Origin of the sequence: Rhodococcus sp. EPR-157, assembly GCF_001647195.1 — a bacterium.
GTDB lineage: Bacteria > Actinomycetota > Actinomycetes > Mycobacteriales > Mycobacteriaceae > Rhodococcoides.
Window position 1 is genome coordinate 1 of sequence record NZ_LVCV01000367.1, and the last position, 19,289, is coordinate 19,289.

Annotated in this window: 14 protein-coding genes; 9 read left to right on the forward strand and 5 right to left on the reverse strand. The window is 64.1% G+C overall.

Annotated elements, in window-relative coordinates:
* Together hisS and A2J03_RS16785 are read left to right on the forward strand one after the other, a co-directional pair.
* The coding region (gene hisS, locus A2J03_RS16780) for a histidine--tRNA ligase (protein ID WP_068376058.1) at positions 1–1,046 on the forward strand (1,046 nt) is incomplete at its 5' end.
* Positions 1,036–1,674 carry a hypothetical protein gene (locus A2J03_RS16785; protein ID WP_068376060.1) on the forward strand — a complete coding sequence of 213 codons (639 nt, stop codon included), beginning with the start codon at positions 1,036–1,038 and terminating at the stop codon, positions 1,672–1,674. The genes hisS and A2J03_RS16785, both read left to right, overlap by 11 nt.
* Before the next feature lie 4 nt (positions 1,675–1,678).
* Here A2J03_RS16785 and A2J03_RS16790 read toward each other — a convergent pair whose 3' ends face one another.
* Complete coding sequence (locus A2J03_RS16790) at positions 1,679–2,146, reverse strand: DUF3237 family protein (RefSeq protein WP_068376062.1); 468 nt, start codon at positions 2,144–2,146, stop codon at positions 1,679–1,681.
* 109 nt (positions 2,147–2,255) lie between these two features.
* Here A2J03_RS16790 and A2J03_RS16795 point away from each other — a divergent pair, with 109 nt between their 5' ends.
* The gene (locus A2J03_RS16795; protein ID WP_068376064.1) at positions 2,256–3,287 is read left to right on the forward strand and encodes an Rv2578c family radical SAM protein; all 1,032 of its coding nucleotides are present in this window, start codon (positions 2,256–2,258) and stop codon (positions 3,285–3,287) included.
* Positions 3,288–3,311: 24 nt separating this feature from the next.
* Here A2J03_RS16795 and ypfJ read toward each other — a convergent pair whose 3' ends face one another.
* A complete protein-coding gene (gene ypfJ / locus A2J03_RS16800; RefSeq protein ID WP_068376120.1) occupies positions 3,312–4,244 on the reverse strand; it encodes a KPN_02809 family neutral zinc metallopeptidase in 933 nt (310 codons plus the stop codon).
* 174 nt (positions 4,245–4,418) lie between these two features.
* Here ypfJ and aspS point away from each other — a divergent pair, with 174 nt between their 5' ends.
* Positions 4,419–6,215: an aspartate--tRNA ligase gene (gene aspS, locus A2J03_RS16805; protein WP_068376068.1), complete on the forward strand. Its 1,797-nt coding sequence runs from the start codon at positions 4,419–4,421 to the stop codon at positions 6,213–6,215.
* Between the two features lie 76 nt (positions 6,216–6,291).
* On the opposite strand, the gene A2J03_RS16810 is transcribed toward aspS, so the two are convergent.
* The 3 genes from A2J03_RS16810 to A2J03_RS16820 all read right to left on the reverse strand — a co-directional run bounded on the left by A2J03_RS16810 (position 6,292) and on the right by A2J03_RS16820 (position 9,245).
* Positions 6,292–7,329: a hypothetical protein gene (locus A2J03_RS16810; RefSeq protein WP_068376122.1), complete on the reverse strand. Its 1,038-nt coding sequence runs from the start codon at positions 7,327–7,329 to the stop codon at positions 6,292–6,294.
* Between the two features lie 183 nt (positions 7,330–7,512).
* Positions 7,513–8,514 carry a hypothetical protein gene (locus A2J03_RS30035; protein WP_082897892.1) on the reverse strand — a complete coding sequence of 334 codons (1,002 nt, stop codon included), beginning with the start codon at positions 8,512–8,514 and terminating at the stop codon, positions 7,513–7,515.
* A 146-nt stretch (positions 8,515–8,660) separates the two neighbouring features.
* Complete coding sequence (locus A2J03_RS16820) at positions 8,661–9,245, reverse strand: RDD family protein (RefSeq protein ID WP_068376069.1); 585 nt, start codon at positions 9,243–9,245, stop codon at positions 8,661–8,663.
* A 204-nt stretch (positions 9,246–9,449) separates the two neighbouring features.
* On the opposite strand from A2J03_RS16820, the gene A2J03_RS16825 reads away from it, so the two are divergent.
* The 5 genes from A2J03_RS16825 (at position 9,450) to A2J03_RS16845 (ending at position 19,234) form a co-directional block, all read left to right on the forward strand.
* Positions 9,450–12,851, forward strand: coding sequence for a transglutaminase family protein (locus A2J03_RS16825; protein WP_068376072.1), 3,402 nt, complete (start codon positions 9,450–9,452; stop codon positions 12,849–12,851).
* 118 nt (positions 12,852–12,969) lie between these two features.
* A complete protein-coding gene (locus tag A2J03_RS16830) occupies positions 12,970–15,651 on the forward strand; it encodes a circularly permuted type 2 ATP-grasp protein (protein ID WP_068376125.1) in 2,682 nt (893 codons plus the stop codon).
* Positions 15,648–16,544, forward strand: coding sequence for a transglutaminase family protein (locus tag A2J03_RS16835; RefSeq protein WP_068376074.1), 897 nt, complete (start codon positions 15,648–15,650; stop codon positions 16,542–16,544). Before A2J03_RS16830 ends, A2J03_RS16835 begins: the two co-directional genes overlap by 4 nt.
* A 123-nt stretch (positions 16,545–16,667) precedes the next feature.
* The gene (locus tag A2J03_RS16840) at positions 16,668–17,837 is read left to right on the forward strand and encodes a kinase (RefSeq protein ID WP_231912570.1); all 1,170 of its coding nucleotides are present in this window, start codon (positions 16,668–16,670) and stop codon (positions 17,835–17,837) included.
* Positions 17,834–19,234 carry a replication-associated recombination protein A gene (locus A2J03_RS16845; protein WP_068376076.1) on the forward strand — a complete coding sequence of 467 codons (1,401 nt, stop codon included), beginning with the start codon at positions 17,834–17,836 and terminating at the stop codon, positions 19,232–19,234. The genes A2J03_RS16840 and A2J03_RS16845 overlap by 4 nt, the downstream gene beginning before the upstream one ends.
* Positions 19,235–19,289 lie beyond the last annotated feature (55 nt).

Sequence of the window (19,289 nt, forward strand, 5' to 3'; positions counted from 1 at the left end):
GCGACCGGTCGGTGACGCTTCGCCCCGAGGGCACTGCAGGCGTCATGCGCGCCGTGATCGAGCATGGGCTCGACCGTGGTGCGCTCCCGGTCAAACTCGCGTACGCGGGCCCGTTCTTCCGCTACGAGCGGCCACAAGCGGGCCGCTACCGTCAACTTCAGCAAGTGGGTGTCGAGGCTATCGGCGTCGACGATCCCGCGCTCGACGCGGAAGTGGTGGCAATCGCGGACACAGGCTTTCGAAGTCTCGGGCTGAGCGACTTCCGGCTCGAGATCACCTCCCTCGGTGACGACACCTGTCGGCCGCAGTACCGCCAACTCCTCCAGGATTTCTTGTTCGCCCTGCCGCTGGACCCGGAGACACGTACGCGCGCCGAGATCAACCCGCTACGTGTCCTCGACGACAAGCGTCCCGAGGTGCGCGAGATGACGGCGGATGCCCCGCTCATGCTGGACCACCTGTCGGAGACGGCGAAAGCGCACTTCGACGAGGTGATCGGTCACCTCGATGCGCTGCGAGTTCCGTACGTCGTGAATCCGCGGATGGTGCGCGGCCTCGACTACTACACCAAGACGACCTTCGAGTTCGTGCACGACGGTCTCGGCGCTCAGTCCGGTATCGGCGGCGGAGGACGGTACGACGGGTTGATGGCCCAGCTGGGTGGCCAGGAGCTGTCCGGCATCGGCTTCGGGCTCGGTGTGGACCGCACGATGCTGGCGCTGGCGGCGGAAGGCAAGTCCGCAGGAACGAGCGCTCGGTGCTCCGTGTTCGGGGTGCCACTGGGAAGCGATGCGAAGTCGAGAATCGTCGCGATCGCCGGGGCGCTGCGGGCCAAGGGAATCAGTGTCGACATGGCCTACGGGAACCGTGGCGTCAAGGGTGCGATGAAGGCTGCCGATCGTTCGGGTGCCCGATTCGCACTCGTGCTCGGAGACAAGGAGATTGCCGACGAAGTGGTCGTCGTCAAGGAATTGTCGACGGGGGAGCAGCGTGAGGTCCCGCTGGCGGAGGTCGTGTCGCACCTGGAGGTGAACCTTGCCGGCTGATGGTTCCGCTGGAGAGCGTGTCGAACTCGATCTCGTTCCGGTCGAGCTGATCGCACCGCGATTGAAGAAAGTTGCGATCGGGGCAGTCGTTGTCGGTGTAATAATCGCAGCGATTGCAAGCGTGTTCCTGCCCGTGGCAGTCGCCGTCGTTCTCGGCGTCGTCGTCGCCGTGCCGACGGCAGGTTCGGCGTGGATCGGGCTGAGGCGTCGAACGTGGTTGAGTGACAACAAGATACATGTTCGCGGCGGATTTCGGACCACGCATCTTTCGGTTGCCGGGCTGGTGTCCGCCGAGGTGCAGATCCGCACGGCGAGAATCGACCAGATCTCGCTGCGACTGTACGACGGAAGCGCGAAGGCGACCATCGCACTCGCGCTGTACACCAAGGGCGGCGGCCGCGAGTTGCCCATCCTGTCGCTTCGCAAACTTGCCGACGCCCTCTGGACCAGCGAGCTCGTGCCCGCCGCCGCAGTCGCATCGGTGTTGGTGGATCAGCTCAAGGCCGAGGCTCGGGATGCCGGCCTCGACGAGCGTCCGCTCTACCGCGCCGTCCAATTGGTGCGAGAAGCGGGACGAACACCTTTGGCCACGTTGACCGATCGTGAAGTCGCGGGCCTGACGAGCTAGCGGTTCATGTCACCAGGAATGCGTCGATCACGACGGCCTGTGCGGATCTCGATCCCGAGGTCACCACGAGTGCGCGATTGAGATACGTGAACCGGGGTGCTGACGTCGAGATGTCGAGGGTGCCTCGAAAGTAATAGGTGGCCGGGTCGACTTCCTCGGTCCCACTCAGAGACTCGATGACGTCCGCCGGGCCGAACTGAAAGCCTCGGTACGTCAGCGAAAGATAGCCCCCGTCAGCGAGTTCCAGAGTCAGCTCGGTGGTGAACTCGGTGCATTCGTCGGGACGCGTGATTCCCACTACGGACGACGATCCGGCCAGTGTGCCCTCGATGTCGGGGCCCGGTGCTGCGCCGCCGAGAATCGGTGTCACCACGCGTTCGCCTGCAGGAACGGTTCCGACATCGATAGGGACACCGAGGGTGAGTCCGAGTCGCAATATCGGTTCGAGGGTGGGTGCGATGGGGGCAGTCACGTGGGAGGTCTCCTTGGAAGTTCGGACTCTGCCCACACGCTATCGTGCGTCCGCTGCGCGCTCATCCTCGCGCCTTGACATGTTCTAGAACAGATGTTCGACTATGCGTATGCGATGGTCCGGTCAGACACTCGACGCCGCGGACGAGGGCGCGCTGCCCGGCCTGGAGCGCTCGGGTCTGGTTCGCAGCGTACAACCGCCGGAATTCGAGGGCATCACCTTCCACGAAGTGCTGTGCAAGAGCGCCCTCAACAAGATCTCGAGCGACACGTCGCTTCCGTTCAGTTGGACCATCAATCCCGCTCGCGGGTGTTCACATGCGTGTCGGTATTGCTTCGCGCGACCGACTCACGAGTACCTGGATCTGGACGCAGGCAAGGACTTCGACTCTCAGATCGTGGTGAAGACGAATATAGCGGCAGTTCTTCGAAAAGAACTCGCCCGCAAATCCTGGAAGCGTGAACCTGTCGCACTCGGCACCAATACTGATCCGTACCAGCGAGCGGAAGGGCGATATCGATTGATGCCCGGCATCATTCGCGCTTTGGCGGAGTCGGGCACCCCATTCTCGATACTGACCAAGGGGACACTGCTGCGACGTGATCTGCCTCTGCTGACGCTCGCCGCCAGGCAGGTCGACGTGCACATCAGCATCAGCCTTGCCATCCACGATCCAGATCTGCAGAAGCAACTCGAACCTGGCACCCCCAGTCCGCGTGCGCGCCTCGACCTCATTCGTGCCGTCCGTGAGGCAGGTTTGCCGTGCGGGGTTCTCGTGGCGCCGGTCATCCCGTTCCTCACCGACGGCGCACGGCAGCTGGACGGCTTACTCGAGGCGCTAGCGGATGCAGGAGCCACCTCGGTGTCCGCTATGCCCATGCATCTTCGTTCGTCGACCAAGGACTGGTTCATGTCGTGGCTGGGGGAGAACCATCCAGCACTCGTGCGTCGCTACCGGCAGTTGTACGGCTACGGCGCCTACGTCACCCCCGAGTACACAACATGGCTGAGGGGGAGAATCGATCCGCTGCTGGAGAGGCACGGCTACGGCGTCGACGATCTCAGGTCGATGCCCGAGAACGTGCCGGCCGAGCCGGAAGTGGCCGACCGGGACCGAGACCCCGCTTTGACGCTGTTCTAGGGACTGACCCTGTTCTGAGACCGGCTACCGGGGGAGGGCAGGAGGGCTGTCGAGATTCCGGGCTGAGAACGTGTCGCAGGCCGACACCTGGCCGGTTCGGTAGCCGGTGAGGAACCATGCCTGACGCTGATCCGAAGACCCATGGGTCCATCCTTCGGGATTGACTCTGCCGCTCGACGCCTGCTGAATCCGGTCGTCGCCCACCGAGGATGCGGCAGAGAGAGCGTCACGGATATCGGTGTCGGTGAGGGGTTCGAGAAACGGCTCGCCCGTATTCGGGTCCGGTATCACCGCGGCGTGATGCGCCCAGATACCTGCGTAGCAATCGGCCTGCAGTTCGACTCGTACAGCACCCGATTCGGCGCCCTGTGGGTCGGCCTGAGCGCGCCCGATGTCACCGAGCTGATTCTGGATGTGATGGCCGACCTCATGGGCGACGACGTACTCCTGTGCGAGTGGACCGCCGCTCGAACCGAATCGGTCGACGAGAACCTGGAAGAAGCTCGTGTCGAAGTAGGCGGTGGAATCTGCGGGACAGTAGAAGGGGCCCACGGCACTGGTGGCGTTCCCGCAGCCGGTGCTGATCGATCCGCTGAACAGTCTCACCTCGGGCTGAACGTAGGCGACGCCTGTCTGCGGACCGAGTTCGGACTCCCAGACGGTGTCGAGGCTGCCGACGGTGAAGTTGACGCGGCAGTCGACCTGGGCGTTGGCCTGCGCGCCCGTCTCGCAGTTCTCCAGGGTGCCGGTTCCCGAGTCGTACTGGCCGCTGTTGTCGGTGCTGCCGCTCAGTTGTCCGAGGATGGACCCGGGGTCTCCGCCGAACAGCAGAGCCAGGACCAGAATGACGAGTCCACCGGCGCCGCCGCCCAGCGCGATCTTGCCGCCTTTGCCGCCGCCGCTTCCCCCGACCGAGACTCTGCCGGGCTGCATCCGAGCGCCTTCTCTGAACGTCATGTCTCGTTTTCCTTCCAAGGGAACGTGGCCCGGCGCGAGATCCGAGGCCCGCTCGACGTCTGTCGAGTAGCAGCTTCCCATGCCGTGGTGGGATCGCGTTTACGGTCTCGATACCGCCTCCGTAGGATCGGTGACCGACGAACACGCTTTTTGGCATTTTGTGAAAGGAAACCAGTGCTGCGCACCCACCTCGCCGGCTCACTTCGATCCGAGCACGTCGACCGAACAGTTACCTTGACGGGTTGGGTTGCGCGTCGCCGCGATCACGGCGGAGTTATCTTCATCGATCTACGGGACGCATCCGGCGTCTCGCAGGTCGTGTTCCGTGAGGGTGAGGTGGCCGAGAAGGCACACCGCCTGCGCGCCGAATACGTCGTGAAGGTCACCGGCACGGTGTGTCAGCGTCCCGACGGCAATCAGAATTACGAGATCCCGACCGGCGCGATCGAGGTCGACGCCTCAGACATCGAGGTCCTTTCCGAGAGCGCGCCCCTGCCGTTCCAGCTCGACGATCAGCCGGGTGAAGAAGCTCGTTTGAAGTACCGATACCTCGATCTTCGTCGTGAGGGCCCAGGGCATGCGATTCGGCTTCGTTCGCACGTCAACGCAGCCGCACGCAGTGTGCTCGCCCATCACGAGTTCATCGAGGTCGAAACGCCGACATTGACGCGGTCGACGCCCGAGGGCGCACGCGACTTCCTGGTGCCGGCGCGCCTGCAGCCAGGCAGCTTCTATGCTCTGCCGCAGAGCCCGCAGCTGTTCAAACAGCTGCTGATGGTCGGCGGGATCGAGCGGTACTACCAGATCGCTCGCTGCTACCGCGACGAGGATTTCCGCGCGGACCGGCAGCCCGAGTTCACTCAGCTCGATGTCGAGATGAGCTTCGTGACGCAGGACGACGTCATCCTGCTCGCCGAAGAAATTCTCGCCGCCGTGTGGAAGCTCGTCGGTCACGAGTTCAGGACATCGATTCCCCGCATCACCTACGCCGAGGCCATGCGTCGATACGGCTCGGACAAGCCGGACCTTCGGTTCGACATCGAGCTGGTGGAATGCACGGACTTCTTCTCCGATACCGAGTTCCGGGTATTCCAGGCGCCGTACGTCGGTGCGGTCGTCATGCCCGGAGGCGCGTCGCAGCCGCGTAAGCAGCTCGACAAGTGGCAGGAGTTCGCCAAGCAGCGTGGACACAAGGGCCTGGCGTACGTACTTGTCGGCGAGGACGGAACGCTCGGCGGCCCGGTTGCGAAGAACCTGACCGACAACGAGCGGGACGGCATCGCCGCGCACGTCGGCGCGAAGCCCGGGGACGCGATCTTCTTCTCCGCCGGTCCGATCAAAGCGTCGCGAGCTCTACTCGGCGCGGTACGCGGCGAGATCGCTCGCAAGCTCGACCTGATCGATCCGAAGGCGTGGGCGTTCGTGTGGGTCGTCGACGCTCCGCTCTTCGAACCGACATCCGACGCCACCGCCAGTGGCGACGTCGCAGTCGGCTCGGGAGCGTGGACCGCTGTGCACCACGCTTTCACCTCGCCGAAGCCCGAGTCGATGGAGACGTTCGACACCGATCCGGGTTCTGCGTTGGCCTACGCATACGACATCGTGTGCAACGGCAACGAGATCGGTGGCGGCAGTATCCGTATCCATCGCAAAGACATTCAGGAACGTGTGTTCGCGATCATGGGTATCGGCAAGGAGGAGGCACAGGAGAAGTTCGGCTTCCTGCTCGACGCCTTCAGCTACGGCGCGCCCCCGCACGGCGGAATCGCGTTCGGGTGGGATCGCATCACCGCGCTACTGGCGGGTGTCGATTCCATTCGTGAGGTAATCGCCTTCCCGAAGTCCGGTGGGGGCGTCGATCCGTTGACCGACGCGCCAGCACCGATCACGCCGTTGCAGCGCAAGGAATCCGGTATCGATGCCAAGCCGGAGAAGAAGGACGACAAGCCGGCAGCACCCGAGGATCAGTAACTACGCACACCAGTGCCCTCGGAATCGACGAAGATTCCGGGGGCACTGACGTGTGTCGAGTGGCCAGTTCAGCGAATCAGGTTGCAGGTGAAACGGGTCCGCCGGTCAGAACGCGGTACGCGTAGGTGGTGGCGATCATGGTCATCGGCACGGTGAAGATGAGCCCGATGCCGCACAGGACCGCGCCGACCAGATTGATTCCGACCAGCGCCAGATAGAGCAGTGCCAATTGTCCTGGGCTCGATCCGAGAAGCCGAATGTTCGCGACGACCGATGTCAACGCCGACATTCCGCGATCGAGGATGAACTGCACGGCGAACCAAATCGCGATGCCCAACAGCAGGCTGAATGCCAAGGATACGAACGGGTCGACGGTGTTGACCACGCCTGAGATCACCGCGGTGGCGATCCCGAACAAGACCAGCTGACCGACATTGGGAAGCCGCCAGAACGCCCCGAAACCGGGCCGGACTCCGTCGAGCTCGAGCAGCGCCCCACGGATGAGAACTGCACTGGCCAGAAATCCGAGAATGCCTGCGATCGAGGTCATCACCATGGTGCCGACCGAGAAACCGGTGCCGTCGGCGGCCGATGCGAACGCCGAATCCTCGGTGCTTTCGGCAGCCAGCATGGTGGTGAACACCACTGCCACCGCGACGATGTAGAAGGCGACCAGCAGTCCTCCGAACAACGCCATGAACGCCAGCCATACGCCGATGTTGGCGACGAACTTCTTCCAACCGTAGGTCAACGCAGCGCCCACACTGAGCGTCGCGGGCTGGGTTCCGTACTGCTGGGGTGGTCCGTACTGCTGGGGTCCCGGCGGGAACTGGTTGTATCCCTGCGGATAGCTCGGGCAACCGCCCTGTGGTGGGTAGTTGCCGGGCGGTGGTGGGTAGTTGCCGGGCGGCGGTGGGTAGTTGCCGGGCGGCGGTGGGTAGTTGCCGGGCGGCGGTGGATAACCGCCCTGTTGGTACGGGTACTCCGCTGGTGGTCCGTACGGCCCCTGAGGCGGACCTGCGCCCGGCGCAGGTGGATTCGGCTCAGGTCGATGTTCGGGTGAGTTCTGCTGTGGGTCGTGGCCACTGCCCCCGCTGGAGTGGTCGTTCAACATTTCCCTCTCGCTCGGATCGGTCGCGCGACTCTCGGTACTGCGTTCGCGCCAACGAACCATACGGTGTGAGGCTGCGGTTGGCATACCGGCTGGTCTGGTCTTGGGCATTTGGGGGCATTCGACAACGAAAGCCGACCCCGGATCGGCGATGATCGCGGGGTCGGCTGTTGTGGCTTCGTGAAATCAGACGCCGGCTGCGCGCGACACGATGCGGTAGGCGTACGTCGAGGCGATGATCGTGATGGGAATCGTCACGAGTAACCCGAGGCCGCACGGGATCGCTCCCAGGATGTTGATGCCCACGAGTGCGAGGGCAAGAACGAACAACGGACCCGCGTTCGACGATATCGCCCGAAAGCTGGACTTGATCGCTGTGATCGCGTCCTCATTGCGGTCGATGACGAATTGAAGCGTCCACCAGGTCAGGAACGTCAGAATGATGCCGGGGATGATCAGGAGCACGAAACCGATCGTCACCATGATCGCGACGAGGATGCTGGCGATGACGATCGACGCGACGTTCGCGAACTGGAAAAAGGACCCGATTGCGGGCTTGTTTCCATCGACCTCGTGGAGCGCGCCCCGAATCAGCGCAGCGTTGATGAGGTAGCCGACGATGGCACCGATCAACGTGCCGAGGATTCGCCACAGGCTGAACGTCTCGGACAGGTCCGAAGTCGAACCGCCGAAGCCGCCGAATATCAGGTTGATGACGATCTGAATCACCGCGGCGATCAGGACGATGCCGACCCAGACACCAGCGTTGTCCTTGAATTTGTTCCAACCGAAGGTGATTGCGTCTCCGACACTCAGCGTCGGCGGAAGGCCTGCCCCGAACCCTGCACCCCCGTAACCCGCAGGACCGTAGTTACCACCTTGCGGTGGGTAGTTCCCGGGAGGTGGTGGGTAGTTGCCGCCCTGGGGTGGGTAGTTCCCGGGAGGTGGTGGGTAGTTGCCGCCCTGGGGTGGGTAGTTCCCGGGAGGTGGTGGGTAGTTGCCGCCCTGGGGTGGGTAGTTCCCGGGAGGTGGTGGGTAGTTGCCACCCGGCGGCGGGTAGTTCCCGGGTGGAGGTGTTCCTCCGGGTGGCGGGTATCCGCCGGCTGGTGGGGGAGTCTGCGGCTGTCCGCTTGGGTCGGGTTCGGGTCCATCGCCGTACCGCGGTCCGGTGGGTGGGTTCTCGCTCACGTTGGTCTCCTGGTCGGTGGATGTCGTCGAATTGTGCGCGCTCGATCAGCTCGGAGCGTGGTGGTCGGGGGTGAATCGGCGGGTGAAACGCAGACAAGCGGACCACCCAGAACTCTCGATTGGTCCGCTTGCACAGGGCTAACAGGTCACTTGACGCTGATGACCTGGGTTCCGCCGGCGATCTCGTCGTGCTTGCCCTGCTTGGTGGGGCTCGAGTTGATGGTCACTGCGATCACGATGTACGCGACCAACACCAAGAAGCCACCGAGGATCGGAAGGATGTTCAGCAGTAGGAAAGCGTTGCGCTTGGCTGCCTCCGCCTGAGTCGGGTTCCCGCCTGCCGCGCCGACGGTACGCAGGCCCAGAATCTGCTTGCCGAACGTCTGTCCGCGCGAGGATTCGAGGAACACGAAGTAGGCGAATCCGAGCAGGGCCGTTGCCAGTCCGAGTATCCATTGCCCGATGAAGCCGCCGGGCGCGATCGCGTAGAGGATGAAGGCGACGATCGCGATGATGATTCCGTCGATGAACCGTGCTCCGAAACGGATGCCGAGGCTTCCGGGCTGTGCCCCACCGGGAAGTCGCGAGCCCGCACCGTACCCAGCATTTCCTGCGACCGGCGGCGGCGGATAGCTACCGGGGGGCGGGTAGCCGGATGCCGGGTTCTGCGGATACTGGGGTTGGTTCGGGTCGGAGCCGTATCGCGGTCCGGTGGGTGGTTGCTCGCTCACGAAATTCCCCTTGGCTGGAAAGTTGACGTGCTTTGGTCAATTTGTCGATTTCTCGCTGAGCGAACCGCACCGGGAAGAGTGTGTCAAGCGCTACACGGCTCACATCGGTGCACGTTTCGGACACATTTCTCGCCGAGCGGTAGCGGCAGGTGGCCTCTAAGGTTGGTAGTTCTTACCCATTCGAGATTTTGTTAGGGGCTCGCCGTGGGCATCAAGGTCGCGCTGGAACACCGGACCAGCTATTCGTTCGATCGCATGGTTCAGGTATATCCGCATGAGATCCGTTTGCGGCCGGCACCGCATTCGCGGACACCCATCGACGCTTACTCGTTGAAAATCGAGCCTGCTGAGCACTTCATCAACTGGCAGCAGGACGTTTTCGGCAACTTCCTGGCGCGTGTGGTGTTCCCGGAACGTACGGATCACATGTCCATCACCGTCGGTCTCGTAGCAGACATGGCCGTCATCAATCCCTTGGATTTCTTCGTCGAGGACTGGGCCGAACACTTCGGTTTCGCGTACGAGAAGGCCGACCTTCCGGATCTGGAGCCGTATCTGCGTCCGGTGGACGAAGGCGACGAGGGCACCGGGCCGGGGCCGGTCGTATCCGCGTGGGTCGAAAAACTCGAGGCTGCAGTCCGGGAACGCGGAGACAAGCTGCGCACCATCGACTTTCTGGTCATGGCGAATCAGGCCGTACTGGGTGACGTCGGTTACTCCGTTCGGATGGAGCCCGGTGTTCAGACCCCTGATCACACCTTGACGACCGCCGTCGGATCCTGCCGCGACTCGGCCTGGCTGCTGGTGTCGATACTGCGGCAAATGGGGCTTGCCGCGCGATTCGTGTCCGGCTATCTGGTGCAGTTGGCGTCGGATGTCAAGTCGCTCGACGGACCGTCGGGACCCGCTGCCGACTTCACCGATCTGCATGCCTGGACCGAGGTGTATCTCCCGGGAGCGGGTTGGGTCGGCATGGATCCGACGTCCGGTTTGTTCGCCGGTGAAGGCCACATCCCGCTGTCGGCGACTCCGCATCCGTCCACGGCGGCAGCCATTTCCGGTGCGACGAGCAAGTGCAAGGCCGAGCTCGACTTTTCCAACACGGTCGTGCGGGTCCACGAGGACCCCAGGACAACGCTTCCGTACACACAGGAGCAGTGGGAGGCGATCAAGGCCACAGCCGCCGTTCTCGACGATCGAATGGACGCGCAGGACATCCGATTGACGGTCGGCGGTGAGCCGACCTTCGTTGCGATCGAGAACCAGGACGCACCCGAGTGGAACACCACGGCCGACGGCCCGCACAAGCGGCTGCTGGCGTCGGCACTTGCGGAGCGACTGCGAACGATCTACGCACCCGACGGGCTCGTTCAACGCAGCCAAGGCAAGTGGTATCCGGGTGAGCCGCTGCCGCGGTGGCAGGTCGGATTGTTCTGGCGCACCGACGGCGAATCACTGTGGCGCGACTCGGATCTGATCGCCGATCCCTGGTTGGCAGAGGACGAGCGACCCGCCGCCGTCGATCCCTCGTCGTCCCGCGCTCTGGTGGAGAAGTTGGTCGAAGGGCTCGGTCTCCCGGTAGAACAGGCGCGGCCGGCATTCGAGGATCCACTGGTACGTCTCCTCGATCTCGTTCGGCAACCGTACGGTGACCCACCTTCCGACGGTGACGACCTCGAACCGGGATCGGACTCGGCGGAAGCGCGGGCGGCGCTGTTGGCCAAACTCGACTCCACGACCGACGAACCGGCGGCGTTCGTGCTTCCGATCAGTCGAACGCCGGACGGCAGTGGTTGGCAGAGCGCCGACTGGACGCTCCGTCGTGGTCGAATCGTTCTGCTGGAAGGAGACTCGCCTGCAGGTCTTCGGCTACCACTGAACGCGATCTCCTGGACGGGTGGTCCGCCGGAGAACCCGGCAGATCCGACCGCGCCGAAGGAACCTCTGCCGAACCGGCAGATGACGCAGCGGCCGCCACGGCCGGTGGATCCCGTGGAGGCGCGTCACGCACGTCTGGTCGAATCCAATGCCGCTGCAGCAGGATCGGTCGGCGGACACGACGTCACGGCCCTCGTGTCCGAGGTCCGTGACGGAATACTCCATGTGTTCATGCCGCCGATGAACCGTCTGGAAGACTTCCTCGAACTGGTAGAGCGCGTCGAGAACGCTGCCTCGGCGATCGACACTCCAGTTGTCATCGAAGGGTATGGACCGCCATCGGATCCGCGAATCCAGACCCTGACCGTCACACCGGATCCGGGTGTCATCGAAGTCAACGTGCAACCGTCGTCGTCGTGGGCCGAGCAGAACGACCTGATGGAGACTCTGTATCGCGAGGCCCGGCTGTCACGATTGAGCACCGAGGGCTTCGACAACGACGGCACGACTCGGGGAACCGGTGGTGGCAACCACATCACGCTCGGCGGTATCACGCCGTCCGATTCGCCCGTCCTCCGTCGCCCGGACCTGCTCGTGTCGTTGCTGACGCACTGGCAGAGACACCCATCGCTGTCGTACCTTTTCTCGGGTCGCTTCATCGGCACCACCTCCCAGGCACCCCGAGCCGACGAGGGACGCGAAGAGGCTCTTTACGAGCTCGAGGTCGCGTTCAGCGAGATCGAGCGCCTCACCGCGTCGGACCGTACGGCGTCGCCGTGGGTGGTGGATCGAGCTTTGCGTCACCTGCTCACCGACATCACCGGAAACACCCACCGCGCCGAATTCTGCGTCGACAAGCTCTACAGTCCCGACAGCACGCGCGGCAGACTCGGATTGCTCGAACTCCGAGGATTCGAGATGCCACCGCACCACCAGATGGCCATGGTGCAGTCGCTTCTCGTTCGATCGCTGGTGTCGAGGTTCTGGGACACCCCGCTGAAGGCGCCTTTGATCCGCCACGGTGCCAACCTGCACGGCCGGTACATGTTGCCGCACTTCGTCATAGGCGACATCGGCCGGGTCGCGGAGGATCTTCGCGAGCACGGCATCGAGTTCGACACCAGCTGGCTGGACCCGTTCACCGAGTTCCGGTTTCCACGAATCGGCACCAGCGTGATCGGCGACGCCGAGCTCGAGCTGCGCGGCGCCATCGAGCCGTGGAACACGCTCGGTGAGGAATCCACGTCCTCGGGAACTGCACGCTACGTCGACTCGTCCGTGGAGCGAATTCAGGTGAAGATCGCCGGTGCGGATGAGGGGCGCTACCTGGTGACTTGTAACGGTGTGCCCGTGCCCATGCTTCGGACCGATCGTCAGGACGTCCAGGTGGCAGGTGTCAGATACCGCGCCTGGCAGCCGCCGAGCGCGTTGCATCCGACCATCGAAGTCCAATCACCGCTTCGATTCGACCTCATAGAGAAGCAGACCGGTCGCGCCGTCGGAGGCTGCAGCTACCATGTGGTTCACCCTGGCGGCAGGTCCTACGACGGTCCTCCCGTGAATTCGGTGGAGGCCGAAGCGCGCCGCAACGGTCGGTTCGAGGAGGGTGGGTTCACCTCCGGCAAAGTGGACGTAGCAAGATTGCTCGAGATGCATGCTCGACAATCGATCGACGTCACGGCTCCCGGAATGTTGGACCTTCGGCGCACGGGTGTGTACGCCAGGTAGTGGTGGCGCGATCGAACAACGAGTCGGACACGGTGACGACCACCGGCTACTTCCGTGAAACCACCGTTCGGTGACCGGTAGCAGTCGTCAGTCGCCCGACGGAAGGAATGACGACTCGATGGTGCCCGTGGATGCGGTGGACTACGGCACGGCCGCCGGGGGAGGTGACTCCGTGACGTCTCAGCAGAGGCCCGTGGATGCGCTTGCCTCGTATCGCAATCGAACTGGGGCCCTCCCCGGTGGCGGCCGCCGTCACGACGAGCTGCTCGCCGCCGACGGTTCCGTCCGCCCGCACTGGGCGGAGCTGGTCGCCGGCCTCGAAAAGTCGGGGCGAGGCGGCGAGCGTGCTCTGCAGTCGCGAGTACGCGGCCTCGTCGATGATCACGGAATTACCTACAACCCGATCCCGGCAGACGGCTCGGACAGTGTCCCCGCCCCGGTGCGGTGGGGCCTCGATGGGATTCCACTGGTTCTCGGTGCCGACGATTGGGACGCTCTCGAACCAGGTCTCGTGCAACGTTCCAGGCTGCTGGACGCCCTGCTGACAGACCTGTACGGGCCGATGAACACTGTTGCGAAAGGCTTGATCCCGCCGGCTCTGGTGTTCGGCGATCCCGGTTACATCCGTGAGGCGCACGGCATCACCATTCCTGGGCCGCGGCAGCTGTTCATCCATGCTGCCGACGTGGGTCGAGGTGCCGACGGTCGTTTTCGCGTCGTCGCGGACCGGACTCAGGCACCATCGGGTATCGGATATGCCCTCGCGGATCGACGGGTGATGTCGCGAGCAACTCCGGAGCTGTTCCAGGACACCAACCCGCGGCCACTGTCGACGTTCGCACGCGCAGTGCGACTGGCACTGATCGATGCGGCTCCGGCTGCGGCCGAGGATCCTGTCGTTGTCGTGCTCAGCCCTGGATCTCACTCCGAGACCGCCTTCGATCAGGCCTACCTTGCGACCGTTCTCGGCTTTCCCCTCGTGGAGAACGCAGATCTGGTCGTTCGCGACGGCTGCCTGTGGATGCGATCGCTCGGCAAGCTTCGTCGTGTGGACGTCGTTCTCCGTCGAGTCGACGCCGAATTCACCGATCCACTCGACCTGCGACCGGACTCCAGGTTGGGGGTCGTAGGTCTGGTGGAGGTTCTGCGACGCGGCGCGGTCAGCGTGGTCAACACCCTCGGCAGCGGAGTCCTCGAAAGCCCTGCGCTTCCGCCGCTGCTACCGGCGCTGTGTCGGGCGCTTCTCGACGAGGATCTGCTTCTGGAATCGACACCTGCGACCTGGGGTGGGGAACCGCACGGGGTGTCTCGGCTTGTTTCGCGAATGAGATCACTCGTGTTCCGATCGGTCACCACTCGCGAGACCGTTGTGGGACACGACCTGGACAACGCAGCTGCGGACGCGTTTGCCGGACGTCTTCGAGCGCAACCGTGGACGTGGGTCGGACAGGAGGTGCCCGAGTTCTCCGTCGCACCGGCGGGGTCTGGATTCGGCGGCACCATGGGTGCTGCCGAGGTGGGAATCAGGCTGTTCAGCGTCGCTCAGCGCGCGGGATACATGCCGATGAACGGTGGGCTGGGGCAGGTGCTCGTCACATCACCGGTTGCCGAGCCGTTGATCACGGTCGCGTCGAAAGACGTGTGGGTACGTTCGGCGGAACGGGTTACTCCTGCGGATTCGGCTCCGCATACGCCGCCTGCATCCGCCGAGGAGCTGCCGCACTACGCGGCGGCGTCGAACGTCGACGTGGTCAGTTCTCCTCGTGTACTCGGAGACCTGTTCTGGTTCGGTCGCTACAGCGAACGTGCCGAGGACATGACTCGTCTTCTCATCGCCGCGCGCGAGCGACACCAGGACTACCGTTCTATGCCGTGGCTCGACGGCAGCGACAGTCTCCCGATTCTCCTCGAGGCCGTGACTCGCGTCTCGGGCGCGGGACCGGGGTTCCTGGTCGAGGACACCAGGGCCGATGCGGTGACCGAGTTCCGATCGCTGACACTCTCGATAGACCGCCTCGGATCGGTTGCGCAGTCCGTGGATCGACTTCAACAGGCTGCCCGGGGCGTTCGCGACCAGCTCTCCAACGACACCTGGGCAGTTCTGAGCCGTATCGATACTGCGTTGGACGAATTGTCGGGCTCCAGTGCCGCCGACGGCGCGCAACTCGCCGCGACTCAGTCGGCCGTGCTGCGAGGACTTCTGTCGCTGTCCGGTCTCGCGGCGGAATCGATGGTGCGCGACCCAGGGTGGTATCTGATGGACTGCGGCAGGCGGATCGAGCGAGGTCTGCAACTGACCGCGCTGCTGTCGGCAACGCTCAGCCACGCGCTGACACCGTCGACCGAACAGGCAGTCATCGATTCGGTGCTGTCGGCCGCCGAGTCATCGGTCATCTACCGTCGCCGCAACCGCGGTCGGGCCCGGCCTGCAGCAGTCGCCCAACTGCTGCTGTTCGACGAGGGCAACCCGCGCTCACTCGTCTATCAGCTCACCCGCATCAAGGACGATCTCGTTGCACTGCCCGATGCGTCGGGAACCTCCCGCGGTGAGAAACTCGTCGAGCAGATCGCAGTTCGGCTGCGGCGCGTCGACCCAGGTGACCTGGAATCGGTCGACGCCTCCGGCAGGCGCGTCGAACTGATCGAACTGGTCGACGGTATTCACCGACAACTCGAGGAGCTCTCCCGCGTCGTTCTCGCCACGCACATGGTCCTGCCAGGCGGTACACAACCACTGTGGGGCACGGTCGGCAGGCGGCAGAAGCAACGTAACGGGACGCAGAACGGTGGCCGGGCATGAGCAGGCGCTATCGCATTCGGCACATCACCACCTACACCTACTCGGATCGAGTGACCTCGTCCTACGGCCGCGGGTTCCTCGCGCCGCGCGAGTTCGACGGCCAGCGATGCCTCGACAAGTCGGTGGATGTCGAACCGGCACCGACCGATCAGTCCTTCGGGGTGGACGTCTACGGCAACGAGGACGTCTATTTCCATGTCAACACAGACCACGAGAAGCTCGTCGTCACCGCGGACTCGGTCGTCGAAGTCGATGCACCGAACGAGGCAGATCGACTCCTGGGCGCCAACACACCGTGGGAAGTGGCAAGACCGCAGGCGCCGGGTGACTACACAGCCAACGGTAGCCGGGCGGCAGCGGTCGAATTCGTTCTCGATCTCGTCTCACCCGAGATCACCGACGCAGTCGTCGACTACGCCGCCGCCAGTTTCGCACCGGGTCGTCCGCTGCGGGATGTCGTCGTGGATTTGACGCATCGCATCTTCACGGACTTCACCTATCAGTCGGGGTCGACGACCGTCTCGACCAAGGTGGCCGACGTGCTGGAAGCCCGATCGGGAGTGTGTCAGGACTTCGCGCGGCTGGCGATCGCGTGCTTACGGTCGAAGGGACTGGCAGCGCGGTACGTCTCCGGCTACCTCGCGACCGAACCACCCCCCGGCAAGGAAAGAATGATCGGCGTCGACGCCACCCACGCGTGGGCCGCGGTGTGGACCCCCGAGGACAAGTGGCTCGCGTTCGACCCGACCAACGACCAACTCGTCGACGAGCGCTACGCGACGGTGGCCTGGGGTCGCGACTACGCCGATGTGCCGCCGCTGCGTGGCGTCATCTACACCGAGGCGGAGGAGAGCACTATTTCGGTGTCCGTGGATGTAGCGCCGATCTCATGATGTGTGTCGGGAGGTAGTCCCCACCGCCGTGACGAAATCGGTATCTACGTTTCCCCAGTTCGGTCCGAAAATGGTGGGTGACACTGCCCAGTCCGTCGTACCTACCGGGTACCTTGGAGTCCGATGACCGCAACATTGGCAGACCCTGTCTCAGAGGTAGTAGCCGCCGCTCAGCTGCTACTCACCAGGCGAACCGGCGCACCCGTCACGTTGGTTGATCCCGTCGACCTCGGAGGAAGTGGCCAGGCAACCGTTCTCCGTGTTCGCGTGTCGGAAAATCCGTTCCAGCTTCCGCGGACCCTGGTGATCAAGCAGGTACGCGACGCAACCGACGAGTCGGCGCCGGGTGCCGAGATCGGCGGTCCGTCCGCGTTTCTTCGAGAGGCTGCGTCCTACCAGTTCGCCAACGCACTGGCCACCGACAGCAGGCCAGGACCGGAATTGCTTGCCTACGATCTCAAAGCCCGATTGCTCGTTCTCAGCGACCTGGGTGATGCGAGTCCGATCACCGCGTTGCTGAAACACTCGGATGCGGCGTCGGTGACCAATTCGTTGATGGCGATGGCGCAGGCGCTCGGGCGAATGCACGCCGCGACGGTCGGCCGAGAAGACGATTTCGCGGCGCTGTTGCGCCGGGTGGGCCTCCCCGATTCGGCCGACGGAATTTCGGCGCAGATCCCCGACGCGCTGGCAGTGGTGCCTCGGATGCTTGCGGACGACCTCGGCGTCGACCACATGCCCGATGCGTTGCTCGAACGCGTCGCGCGCAGCGGGAGACTGTTTGCGCACGGCGCATTCCGCGCGTTCAGCCCATCGGATCTGTGCCCGGACAACATCATCGTCAACGAAGAGGGCGTGAGATTCCTCGACTACGAGTGGGGCGGGTTCCGGGACGCCACCCTGGACATCACCTACGCCCTCGCTTCGTTCCCCGGATGTCTGTGTCATTTCGACCTGTCGGCCGCTCGCGCCCAAGCGATGATCGACGCGTGGCGTTCCGAAGTGGTCGGAATCTGGCCGCACCTCGCCGATGACACCGTGCTGGCAACCAAGATATTGGACGCCCAGCTGATCTGGGTGTGGCTCACCACGTACTGGTTCCTGCCGAACAATCACACACGCATCGCTGCGGCACGTGCCCATCACCTGTCCGTTCCGCGTTCGGATGCACTCATCTCGAGGTGGACCGTTCTGGTAGATCAAGCCACGCGAACCGGGGGATTCCGACGTCGCGGCATTCGCGGCGCGCGTCGTGCTGGCCCTGGAGAAGAAATGGGAACACTGACCCTGTGAGCAGAGGTTTCGGAGCCGGATTCGACGAAGACGCAGACGAGCACGGCCTGTTCGACGCTCCCGACAACACGACCGACGATTCGACCGACAGTGACGGACCAGCGGCACATTCGCGTCCGTATGTTCGCCCGGAAGCCCCGTTGGCGGTGCGGATGCGTCCGACGACGCTCGACGAGGTCGTCGGGCAGAGTCATCTATTGGCACCTGGTGCACCACTTCGACGGCTCGTGGACGGTTCGGGTGCGTCCTCGGTGATGCTCTACGGCCCTCCTGGAACCGGCAAGACGACGTTGGCATCGCTGATCTCCGGGGCCACCGGACGCAAGTTCGAAGCGCTCTCGGCGCTGTCGGCCGGGGTGAAGGAGGTGCGAGGTGTCATCGATCTGGCTCGTCGACGCCTCACCGCAGGCGAGCAGACCGTGCTGTTCATCGACGAAGTGCACCGTTTCTCCAAGACACAGCAGGATGCGCTACTTGCCGCGGTAGAGAACCGGATCGTTCTTCTGGTCGCAGCGACGACCGCACACCCGACGTCCTCGGTAGTCTCACCGCTGCTGTCTCGTTCGCTCGTGTTGCAGCTGCAGCCCCTGAGCTCCGCGGACATCGAAGTTCTGCTCACCCGCGCGGCCAACGATCCTCGGGGCCTGGACGGTGCGGTGTCGATCGCCGAGGATGCGATGGAACATCTGGTGCGGCTCGCTGCCGGAGATGCCCGACGCGCACTGACCGCACTGGAAGCCGCCGCCGGAGCGGCAACCGGACCGACACTCGACTTGGCGACGGTCGAAGCGAGTGTCGACAAAGCAGCGGTCCGCTACGACCGCGACGGCTACCAGCACTACGACGTGATCAGTGCGTTCATCAAGTCGATCCGCGGCTCCGACGTCGACGCCGCATTGCACTACCTGGCGCGCATGATCACAGCGGGCGAGGACCCTCGTTTCATCGCCAGGCGGCTCGTTGTGCACGCCAGCGAAGACGTCGGCATGGCAGATCCCACAGCACTGCAGACCGCGACCGCAGCGGCGACCGCAGTTCAGATGATCGGTATGCCCGAAGCTCGGCTGGCACTGGCGCAGGCGACCATTCACCTGGCGACGGCGCCCAAATCCGGAGCCGTCATCGCTGCTCTCGGTGCAGCCATGGCCGACGTGTCCGCGGGAAAGTCAGGTGCAGTCCCACCGCACCTGCGCGACGGTCACTACAAGGGAGCCGAAGGTCTCGGCAATGCTGTCGGATACAAGTACCCCCACAACGATCCAGGTGGGGTGCTGAGGCAGCAGTATCCACCCGACGAACTCATCGGCGTCGACTACTACGTGCCGACCGATCACGGCGTCGAACGCGAGATCGGCCCCAGAGTGGGCAAGCTCCGTCGAATCGTCCGGGGTAGCTGAGCGTGGATCGCCGCCGTTCGTGGGGACTGCACGAGGCGTAGCCGGCGCGCGTTAA